The organism is Pseudovibrio sp. POLY-S9, from assembly GCF_001431305.1.
In the GTDB taxonomy this organism is placed as follows: Bacteria; Pseudomonadota; Alphaproteobacteria; order Rhizobiales; family Stappiaceae; genus Pseudovibrio.
Map to the genome: position 1 here is coordinate 62,740 of NZ_LCWX01000049.1, position 9,849 is coordinate 72,588.

Sequence of the window (9,849 nt, forward strand, 5' to 3'; positions counted from 1 at the left end):
TTTCCGGATACCAACGTCCTGTGCCTCAGCCGCAAAGTGCGACTGCTGAGCTGTGGTTTGGTCTTGCTACTGTTATGCTGGTTGTCTCACTTTATATCGTGCACCGGGTTGTAAAAGGCAGATGAGTGAAGAAGACCTCAGCAATCGCATCAGTGTAAGAAGGTTGGCACTCTATCTTTACCCACTGGGTATTGGAGCGGTCGGTATCAACCTCTTCTTTTTGTCGCTGATTTTCTCATGGGTTGGATGGCCGGTGATGTCACCTTATCTTGCGATGGCTGGCGGCGTTGTTTTGGGCTATCCGTTTGCGTATCCCTTTGCGAAACATATCCGTTACCTCATGGATAAATCGGATGGTTTGCTGGACTAACCATCTGTTTTGCAAGCATTGGAAGTCGAGCGCGATCTACAAAGATCGCGCTTTTTTTGTGCGCTGTGGCCATCTGATTGTTCTGATTGATAGTTTTATCAATTCAGAAGCAAAAATTAATGTGCCAGCATAGCGTTGTCCCGCTGGAGTTGTGCTGCGTTCCATCTGATTTGGTGTTTCCTGACAGGAGAAACAACAGTTGCGAACGTCTGTTGCCCTAACATCATTAGCAAGTGTGATGAAGTGGTGTTGCCTGCTGCGCGCATGTCTTTGTTTTTATGCGCTTTTCAACGGTGTAGCGCAGGCGCAAGACTCTCGTTGGCCGTTGAACTGGGGCGATTGGGAGACGGCGACTGGAGACTGGGGCGGGTATCGGACGAAGCTCAGCGATATGGGTATCGATCCAGAGTTGAACTACACCCACGATATCATGGCAAATCCGGTTGGAGGAGAACGGCAAAGTGCTGCTTATGCCGGAGCGCTCGGGGCCAATATCAACTTTGACTTTGAAAAGCTGATGGGTCTGAGCGGAACCAGTTTCAGTCTTGGTTTGTATCAGGGGCTTGGGCGAGATTTGTCTGGTGAAGACATCAATAACGTTTTTGATGTGGCGCAGATCTTTATCGGCGATGTTTTCGGTATCTCGCAGATGAACATTTTGCAGACGCTGGCGAATGATCGGGTGGAGATTGCGATAGGTCGACTTTCTGCGGGGGCGGACTTTGCGTTCAGTGAGGCTTTCCCGCTTTATGTCAACAGCGCTGTTAATGGAAACCCGGCCCAGCTTCTTGAAAACTTGCCTTCATTTACTACTCCCCCTTTCAGCCAGTGGGGTGTTCGGGGAACAGTGAAACCGGAGGACTTTCTCTACCTTTCTGTCGGTGCATACAACGCGGACCTGAATGCGCAGGACAACGAAGATCAAGGATTTAACTTCAAGTTCAACCCTGAAGACGGCGTGTTGGTAATTGCAGAAGGTAGGATTCTGGTTGGGCAGGTGAAGACCAGCGCTTACTTACCGGGGCAGTATATGCTTGGCGGCTATTATGATACCAGTGATTACACGCCTTTCATCGATGCAAACGCGACGGAAGAGGGCAACTGGGGGCTCTATTTCATAGCGAACCAGATGGTCTATGAAGAGCAACCGGATCAAGGCTTTAATCTCTGGGGGCTTTTTACGCTTGCACCACAACAAAGCATCAACAGTTTGCCTTACGGAGTGAGTGGTGGTGCCTACTACAAAGGACTGCTTGATAGCCGGGATAACGATATCACAGCGGGTGCATTTTATCTTGGTTTCTTCAGTGATGACCTGCCAGGTCAGACCTATGAACTTGTGTTTGAGGTGAACCATCGTTTTCAGTTTACGGAATGGTTCTATACGACGGTCGATGGGCAGTATGTGGTGAACCCAAATGGCCAGACAAATATCTCTGATGCATGGGTTGTTGGCGTCGAAATGTCCGTTGATTTTTAAGCCTAAAGACGTTGTTTTTTCAGAAAAATAGCTCGTTTTCGAGAGTGCAAATCACTTGCAAAAAACATCAGCACACGACCAAGAAAAAGTACGTGGAAATCCACTGTAATCTTTATGTTTTTGAGTGTGCGTAATAGTTTTACAAAGTGCATCAGCCTCCACAAAAGCAGTACAAAATTTCAGCTTTAAAATAGTCGGTTTCAGGTCCGGATTTTGGGGGGCTTTGATGAACGCACTGACGTTACTTCAGAAATCACTAAATTAGTTTAGTTTGAAGTAATTTGAAATGTGGACGAAAGCTAAATTATCACGGAAACGTGAGATGTAAACTCAAGTTAAATTTAAATCTTGAGTTATTCGTACTAGTATTTCTGAAGCATTCAATTTGATTGCAATCAAAATATAAAAGTAATCTCGTTGATATATTTTTCTCAGTTCAGTTAAGAAGTTGATTCTATCATGAAAGCGCAGATGGGAAGGCGGCATTTTCTTGGTATGTCCAAGTATGCGGAGGATAAGCCGTGTCCGCCTTACAGTATTGGTGAAGTTGAATTTTCCGATGTATGCACCGGTTGCGGTGATTGTGTTTCTGCGTGTCCTGAAAAGATCCTTCGAATTTCTGAGCGGAGCAGATTGGCTGTTGTCGATTTTGGAGTGGGATCCTGCACCTTCTGTGAAGCGTGCGTCGACGTTTGCAAAGAGGGAGCGCTCGTTAAGACTGAAGACGCTCCCTGGGCGATGAAAGCCACGATCGGCTCCAACTGCCTTTCCTATCAAAAGATCGCGTGCCGGGCCTGCGCTGACTTTTGTGAGATGAGGGCAATCCGATTTCATCTTGGCCTAGGTGGCCAGCAAATTCCTGATTTGGACAGTGAGGCTTGTACCGGGTGTGGTGCCTGCCTTGTTGCCTGTCCCAATGGATCCATCGAAATGCGCGAAATTAAACTCCAAGAGGAGGTTCTATGAACATTTGCGGCGTTCTCGTTAATTGCTTAGCGGGGAAAACCCAAGAGGTTTCTGAAGCATTGTCCGCCCTGCCGGGCGTGGAAGTTCATATCACCAAAGAGGATACAAACCAGCTTGTTGTGACTGCAGAGGATACGGAAGAGACCTTCGCTGATCAGCAGGTGCTGGAAATTCACCGGACGCCAGGCGTCGTGTCCGCTGGTCTTACCTATCATCAATTCGAACCAAACTCCGACCCTGACTTGAAGGCGGCCTAACGGGAGGCAAAACATGTCAATCACGGCATCTCGCAGAGATATTATAAAGTCAGCAGCGGTTGCAGCAACTGCTTCTGCAGCTGGTATCGCTTTACCAAAGTCCGCCGAGGCTCAGGGAAAAGCCTCCGATATACGCTGGGACAAGGCTGTTTGCCGCTTTTGCGGAACAGGTTGCTCTCTCCTTGTAGGTGTTAAGGACGACCGTGTTGTCGCCACACAAGGTGATCCTGATGCACCAGTGAACCGCGGTTTGAACTGTATCAAAGGCTATTTCCTTTCCAAGATCATGTACGGCAAGGATCGTCTGACAACACCGCTTCTACGTAAGACCGCTGGCGTCTATGACAAGCATGGTGAGTTTGAGCCTGTCTCCTGGGATGAAGCTTTCACTGTCATGTCCGAAAAATTCAAGGATGCATTGAAGGAAAAAGGCCCAACCGCAGTCGGTATGTTTGGTTCTGGTCAGTGGACTATCTGGGAAGGGTATGCTGCTTCCAAATTTATGAAGGCTGGTCTGCGCTCTAACAACATTGATCCGAATGCTCGCCATTGCATGGCGTCAGCTGTGGCAGGTTTTATTCGGACCTTCGGTATTGATGAGCCGATGGGTTGTTATGATGACATGGAGCTTGCCGATGCATTCGTGCTTTGGGGCTCGAACATGGCAGAGATGCACCCAATCCTTTGGTCACGTATTACAGATACCCGTCTGACCAAGCCGGGCTGTGAAGTTCATGTGCTTTCTACTTTCGAGCACCGTTGCTTTGAACTTGCTGACAACGGCATGATGTTCACGCCACAGACTGATCTGGTGATCCTCAACTTCATCGCTAACTACATCATTGAAAATGATGCGGTGAACTGGGACTTCGTCAATAAGCACGTCAACATCACCAAAACTGCGACAGATATCGGTTACGGTTTGCGTCCGAATGATCCGCGCGAGCAGGCAGCTGAAAATGCTGGCTCCGGTAAGATCTCCAAGATTGACTTTGAGGAGTATAAGCAGCTCGTTTCCAAGTATACCCTTGAGTATGCAGAAGAAATGTCTGGTGTTCCTGCCGAAAAGCTCCTGAAACTGGCGAAGATCTATGCTGATCCTAACCGGAAGGTCATGTCTCTTTGGACAATGGGCTTTAATCAGCACTCACGCGGCAGCTGGGTGAACAGCCTTTGCTATAACGTGCATCTGCTGACTGGTAAGATCTCTGAGCCTGGCAATGGTCCATTTTCTCTGACAGGCCAACCATCTGCGTGTGGTACTGCGCGTGAGGTTGGAACGTTTGCGCACCGTCTGCCTGCAGACATGGTGGTCAAAAATCCTAAGCACCGTGAAATCTGTGAGACTGCCTGGAAAATTCCTGAAGGAACAATTCCTGCCAAGCCTGGTTACCATGCAGTTCTGCATCACCGCATGCTTAAAGATGGCAAGCTGAATGCCTATTGGGTTCAGTGCACGAATAACCTGCAAGCAGCTCCTAATATGAACGAGGAAGGCTGGCCGGGGTATCGTAATCCTGAGAACTTCATTGTTGTCTCTGATCCATATCCAACCGTCACGGCAATGGCTGCTGACCTTATTCTGCCAACAGCTATGTGGGTGGAAAAAGAAGGGGCCTATGGTAACGCAGAGCGCCGTACCCAGTTCTGGCGTCAGCAGGTGAAAGCTCCGGGTGAAGCCATGTCAGATGTCTGGCAGGTTATGGAGTTCTCTAAGTACTTCAAGACAGAAGAAGTCTGGCCTGAAGAACTGCTTGCCAAAATGCCTGAGTTGCGCGGCAAGACACTCTTTGAAGTGCTTTATGCCAATGGGGTCGTCGATAAGTTCCCGGTCTCTGAAGTCAAAGAAGGCTTCAATAACCATGAGTCTGAAGACTTCGGCTTCTACGTTCAAAAAGGGTTGTTTGAAGAATACGCCGAATTTGGGCGTGGCCATGCGCACGACTTGGCTGACTTTGATGTCTACCACAAAGCGCGGGGTCTCCGCTGGCCAGTGGTTGATGGCAAGGAAACACTCTATCGCTTCCGCGAGGGGTACGATCCTTACGTTAAAAAAGGTGAGGGCGTTAAATTCTACGGTAAGCCTGATGGTAAGGCGAACATCATTTTCGCACCATATGAGCCGCCAGCAGAAGTGCCAGACAACGAGTATGACCTCTGGCTCTGCACCGGTCGTGTGCTTGAACACTGGCATACAGGCTCCATGACGCAGCGCGTCCCAGAGCTTCATCGGGCATTCCCGTCTGCTGTTCTGTTTATGCATCCGCAAGATGCACGGGAGCGTGGTCTTCGCAGAGGGCAGGAAGTCACTATCTCCACTCGTCGTGGTGAAGTGCTGACACGCCTGGAAACCAGGGGTCGGAACAAGGTTCCAAAAGGCTTGGTTTACATGCCTTTCTTCGATGCAAATCAGTTGACCAACAAGCTTACACTCGATGCCACTTGTCCGATTTCGAAAGAAACCGACTACAAAAAGTGCGCTTGTAAGGTGGAAAGCGCTTAGAGCAACCCTCTGAGCAGCAATGGATAAGAACCATGTCTGATCTCAAAAAGACAGGCCTCAGCAGTGCAAAGCGTCGCCAGTTTCTTGGCGACGCGGCCCGCACAGCGTGTGGCTGTGCTGTTGCTGCGACGTTTCTGACGGTCTATCAGGCGCAGGCTAAGGCTTTTCCTGCCGACGCCATCAGACCGCCCGGAGCTCTCTCTGAAGAAGAGTTTTTGAGTGCGTGTGTGCGATGCGGACTGTGTGTTCGCGATTGCCCATATGACACGCTGAAACTCGCCGAGCTTGGTGAAACTGGCCCGGCAACAGGAACGCCATACTTTACAGCCCGCGATGTGCCTTGTGAAATGTGTGAGGATATTCCTTGTGTTGCTGCCTGTCCGACAGGGGCACTGGATCATTCTCTCACCGATATCGACGATGCTGATATGGGTGTGGCTGTTCTGATTGACCAGGAGAACTGCCTTAACTTCCTCGGTTTGCGTTGTGAGGTTTGTTATCGGGTTTGCCCGCTGATTGATGAAGCGATCACACTCGAAATGACACCAAACACGCGGACAGGTAGTCACGCAGTCTTTTCGCCAACAGTTTATGCAGACGTCTGCACGGGTTGCGGCAAATGCGAGCAGTCGTGTGTGTTGCCAGAAGCTGCGATCAAGGTTCTTCCTCGCCGCATTGCCAGAGCTGAAAGTGCTGAGCACTACCGGCTTGGTTGGGAGGAAAAAGCCAAAGCAGGAAATGCGTTGGTTCCCGGTGTGATTGATCTGCCTGATCGTGTGCCGGATGCTGGTGGGTTTGAGCCCGTATTCCAGCCAGGGAAGGGGCGGCCATGACTACTCATGCATTAGACGCTCATGTTCCAAAAGAAAAGAAGAGAAGCTGGGTGCTGCGCAACAGATTTCTGTTGCTCAGACGGAGCTCGCAATTGCTCATTCTGGCTCTCTTCCTCGCAGGGCCGTGGGCAGGCCTCTGGATAGTCAAAGGAACACTGACCTCCAGCATGACGCTGGATATCCTTCCGCTGACAGATCCGTTCCTGTTGCTGCAGACGATGGTGACAGGACATTGGCCTGAACTGACAGGTTTGATTGGTGTTGCCATTGTGGTTGGCTTTTACGCCGTGTTTGGCGGCCGGCTGTATTGCTCATGGGTTTGTCCCATGAACGTGGTGACTGATAGCGCCAACTGGTTGCACCGCAAGCTTGATCTGAAAAAAGGATGGCAACCGAAAAAGCACACCCGATATTGGGTGCTGGCCATGACGCTGCTGGTTGCTGCCGGATCTGGCTCTCTTGCTTATGAGCTAGTCAATCCCGTGACCTTGCTGCACCGCGGATTGGTGTTCGGCATGGGGTTTGCCTGGGCTGCGGTGTTGATGGTGTTTTTATTCGACACCTTTGTCTCCCGGCATGGTTGGTGTGGGCATCTTTGTCCTATGGGGGCTGTCTATGGGCTGCTCAACACCAAGAGTTTGCTGCGGGTTTCTGCGAAAAACCGGGATGCCTGTGATGACTGTATGGACTGCTTCGAGGTTTGCCCCGAGATCCACGTAATCTCTCCGGCTTTGCGAGGCAAAGGGGATGATACCCCGCTGATTGTAAATCGAGACTGTACGTCTTGTGGTCGCTGTATCGACGTATGCGATCTGGATGTTTTCAGTTTCACCCATCGTTTCGATACTCAACTTATTCAACCTACTTCAATCGAACCGGGCCCCCGCGATCCGGTCACGACCAAAGCTATGGGAGGTCACAAATGAAAACGGGAGTGCCTTGGAAGGCTATCACCATTATGGCGGTTTTGCACCTTACCGGCTTTGCTGCCTTGAGCGCACATGCAGAGGGGGTAAAGTCATTGCGGGGTGTACAGGTTGATGAACCTGTCTTCGTCGAGCCGATTGCTCGCCCGCAAAACACTCGGGTGAACCGTGAGTTCCGCCAGCAACCACCATTGGTGCCACACAAGACTGAGGCTTATCAGGTCGACCTGAAAGTCAACCAGTGTCTGACGTGCCATGACTGGGCTAATGCAGGGGAGAAAAAAGCGCCAACCTTGTCCATGACACATTATGCAGACCGTGAAGGACGTCAGCTGGACCGGGTTGCAGGTACACGCTGGTTCTGTACGCAATGCCATGTTCCTCAAGTCGATGCTGATCCGTTGGTGGAGAATGAATTTACTCCGTCAAGCGAACGCTAGATGGCACTTCTGACTGGAGGAAATTAATATGAGCAATCAAGGCGCAATTCCCAGTAAAGATCAGGGACCTGGCTTGTTCAAACGGATCTGGCGGTTTTTGAGACATCCTGCAACGACAATTTCTGCAGGCGCTCTGTTGCTGATTGGCGTTGTTGTCGGTGTGGTTTTTTGGGGTAGTTTCAACTGGTCCATGGAGATGACGAATACCGAAGAATTCTGCATCGGCTGCCATGAGATGGAAGCAAATGTTTATGCGGAGTATACCGAAACGGCCCACTATGCGAATGCATCTGGCGTGCGGGCAACATGCCCGGATTGCCATGTGCCGAAAGAGTGGGTGCATAAGGTGGTTCGCAAAGTACAAGCTTCCAGAGAGCTATATCACAAGGCTCTGGGCACCATTGATAGTCCGGAGAAGTTTGAGGAGAAACGTCTTCAACTGGCGACTAATGTTTGGACTGCAATGAAGAAGACCGATAGTCGCGAGTGCCGTAACTGTCATGAGTTCAACTCTATGGACTTCGTTCTTCAGGAAGGTCGTGCCTCTGCCGCTCACTCTGATGCATTCAAGGAAGGCAAGACCTGTATTGATTGCCACCAGGGCATCGCCCACAGCCTGCCCGCCAATGCGCTGGAAGCTTACAAAGAGAAAGTCTCTGCTGTTTATGACTAGGCATCGCTTAGGCTAGTTGCATAGGGCGCTAGAGTAGTAACCCACCTTTGAGAGTTCTCAAAGGTGGGTTTTTCTTTGCTCCTACCAAAGTAAGTGAGTCGAATCAGCCGTTGACGAAGCTGCTGATTGTCATCTGCCAGAAGCTCTTGTCTGTGTGGTTGCTTGATCCAAATCAAATGAAGCAAGGAGAAGCAACCTGAGATGTGTTTAAAATGACACAAATATGAGTATTATATTCATGTATTTTACCTGGGTGGCGGTTTTTACATTGATAGATATCTCAATACAATAATATGAGTAATTAACTCATATTAAAGGTTGTAGGGATGTCCAAGGGTTTTGTCTCCGGCTTGATGACCGGAATCTGCTATTTCGCACTGCAGTCAGGTGCATATTCTCAGGAGCAAACAGATCCACAAGAGCTCGGGCCAATTGTCGTCACAGCTTCGCGTAGTGAGCAAAGCCTGGATGAGGTAACCCGCTCCGTTGCTGTGGTGGAGAGCGAGCAGATTGAGCGGTCTGTTGCGGATAGCGTAACTGAAGTTCTGCGTGATGTTCCTGGCATTAAGATCATCGATAGCGGCGCACCTGGAATGCAACGCATTAGTATTCGTGGCGAGTCTTCTATCCGCAATGTAGTGCTGGTGGATGGACAGGAGATTTCCGATCATACTTCCTATGGACCGTTGTTTCTTATCGCGCCAGAAGACATTGAGCGAATTGAAGTTGTTAAAGGTCCAGGCTCCGTTCTCCATGGTTCAAAAGCAATTGGCGGTGTTGTTAATATCATCACCAAAAAGGGCGCTGATCGCGCTTTGGAAATTGAAGTTGGTACAAAGTTTAACTCATCAACCAATGGTTTGAGTGGCTTTGGCTCTGCAGCAGGGACGATTGATAAATGGGATTATCGAGTTTCTTTATCAAGAGCTTATGATGGTGATCGCGAAACTCCGGCTGGACCTTTGGAGCCTAGTGCGTCTTCAGAACAAAGTGCAACCGCATACATTGGATACCGGGGCGAACAGCATAGTCTCAGCTTAAAAGCTGAGCGATATGAGTTGGAGGCAGATGTAAATACCGGCAGTTCAGAGTTTCCGTTTGATCTACCCAAGCGTGATCGCTCTAAACTCTCATTCTTTTATGATTTTGAGAATGTGAACGATTATATCTCCAAAGTTCACTTTGATGGTTACTTCCAACAAATAGATCGGGTTGCTGATAACACTTACACTCGGCCTGAGTTCGCGCTCCCACTCACTACTCCTCCTACAATCACAAAGATGAAACAGCGGAGCAATCATATCGAAAGCGAGCTGCAGACACTTGGTCTGAATAGCCAAGTTGATCTCAGTCTAGCAGATAATGTTGTGACATTAGTGGGGTTTCAGGTCATTCAAGATC

At 49.6% G+C, this 9,849-nt stretch carries 9 protein-coding genes; all 9 read left to right on the top strand.

All coding sequences use genetic code 11. The annotated features are described in order from the left end of the window. Nucleotides 1-121: 121 nt before the first annotated feature. Nucleotides 122-370, top strand: coding sequence for a hypothetical protein (locus PPL9_RS03050; protein WP_057461267.1), 249 nt, complete (start codon nucleotides 122-124; stop codon nucleotides 368-370). 199 nt (nucleotides 371-569) lie between these two features. Further along, the gene (locus PPL9_RS03055; RefSeq protein WP_208989130.1) at nucleotides 570-1,850 is read left to right on the top strand and encodes a carbohydrate porin; all 1,281 of its coding nucleotides are present in this window, start codon (nucleotides 570-572) and stop codon (nucleotides 1,848-1,850) included. 962 nt (nucleotides 1,851-2,812) lie between these two features. Beyond that, on the top strand, nucleotides 2,813-3,073 hold the full coding sequence (locus PPL9_RS03065; RefSeq protein WP_057461269.1) for a chaperone NapD: 261 nt from the start codon (nucleotides 2,813-2,815) through the stop codon (nucleotides 3,071-3,073). Nucleotides 3,074-3,086: 13 nt separating this feature from the next. Beyond that, a complete protein-coding gene (gene napA / locus PPL9_RS03070; protein WP_057461270.1) occupies nucleotides 3,087-5,576 on the top strand; it encodes a nitrate reductase catalytic subunit NapA in 2,490 nt (829 codons plus the stop codon). Nucleotides 5,577-5,608: 32 nt separating this feature from the next. Then, nucleotides 5,609-6,409, top strand: coding sequence for a ferredoxin-type protein NapG (napG, locus tag PPL9_RS03075; RefSeq protein WP_057461271.1), 801 nt, complete (start codon nucleotides 5,609-5,611; stop codon nucleotides 6,407-6,409). Then, nucleotides 6,406-7,335, top strand: coding sequence for a quinol dehydrogenase ferredoxin subunit NapH (napH, locus tag PPL9_RS03080; RefSeq protein WP_057461272.1), 930 nt, complete (start codon nucleotides 6,406-6,408; stop codon nucleotides 7,333-7,335). The genes napG and napH overlap by 4 nt, the downstream gene beginning before the upstream one ends. Continuing rightward, nucleotides 7,332-7,775 (top strand): nitrate reductase cytochrome c-type subunit, encoded by a 444-nt coding sequence (locus tag PPL9_RS03085; protein ID WP_208980620.1) that lies wholly within the window; start codon nucleotides 7,332-7,334, stop codon nucleotides 7,773-7,775. The genes napH and PPL9_RS03085 overlap by 4 nt, the downstream gene beginning before the upstream one ends. A 28-nt stretch (nucleotides 7,776-7,803) precedes the next feature. After that, nucleotides 7,804-8,448 carry a NapC/NirT family cytochrome c gene (locus PPL9_RS03090; protein WP_057461273.1) on the top strand — a complete coding sequence of 215 codons (645 nt, stop codon included), beginning with the start codon at nucleotides 7,804-7,806 and terminating at the stop codon, nucleotides 8,446-8,448. A 326-nt stretch (nucleotides 8,449-8,774) separates the two neighbouring features. Next, nucleotides 8,775-9,849: TonB-dependent receptor plug domain-containing protein (locus tag PPL9_RS32990; protein ID WP_208989131.1), on the top strand; the 1,075-nt coding region annotated here is incomplete at its 3' end.

Coding starts and splice junctions, on each gene's coding strand:
- PPL9_RS03085 (WP_208980620.1), top strand. CDS start 7,332: ATGAAAACGGGAGTGCCTTGGAAGGCTATCACCATTATGGCGGTTTTG.
- napG (WP_057461271.1), top strand. CDS start 5,609: ATGTCTGATCTCAAAAAGACAGGCCTCAGCAGTGCAAAGCGTCGCCAG.
- PPL9_RS03090 (WP_057461273.1), top strand. CDS start 7,804: ATGAGCAATCAAGGCGCAATTCCCAGTAAAGATCAGGGACCTGGCTTG.
- napA (WP_057461270.1), top strand. CDS start 3,087: ATGTCAATCACGGCATCTCGCAGAGATATTATAAAGTCAGCAGCGGTT.
- PPL9_RS03050 (WP_057461267.1), top strand. CDS start 122: ATGAGTGAAGAAGACCTCAGCAATCGCATCAGTGTAAGAAGGTTGGCA.
- PPL9_RS03065 (WP_057461269.1), top strand. CDS start 2,813: ATGAACATTTGCGGCGTTCTCGTTAATTGCTTAGCGGGGAAAACCCAA.
- napH (WP_057461272.1), top strand. CDS start 6,406: ATGACTACTCATGCATTAGACGCTCATGTTCCAAAAGAAAAGAAGAGA.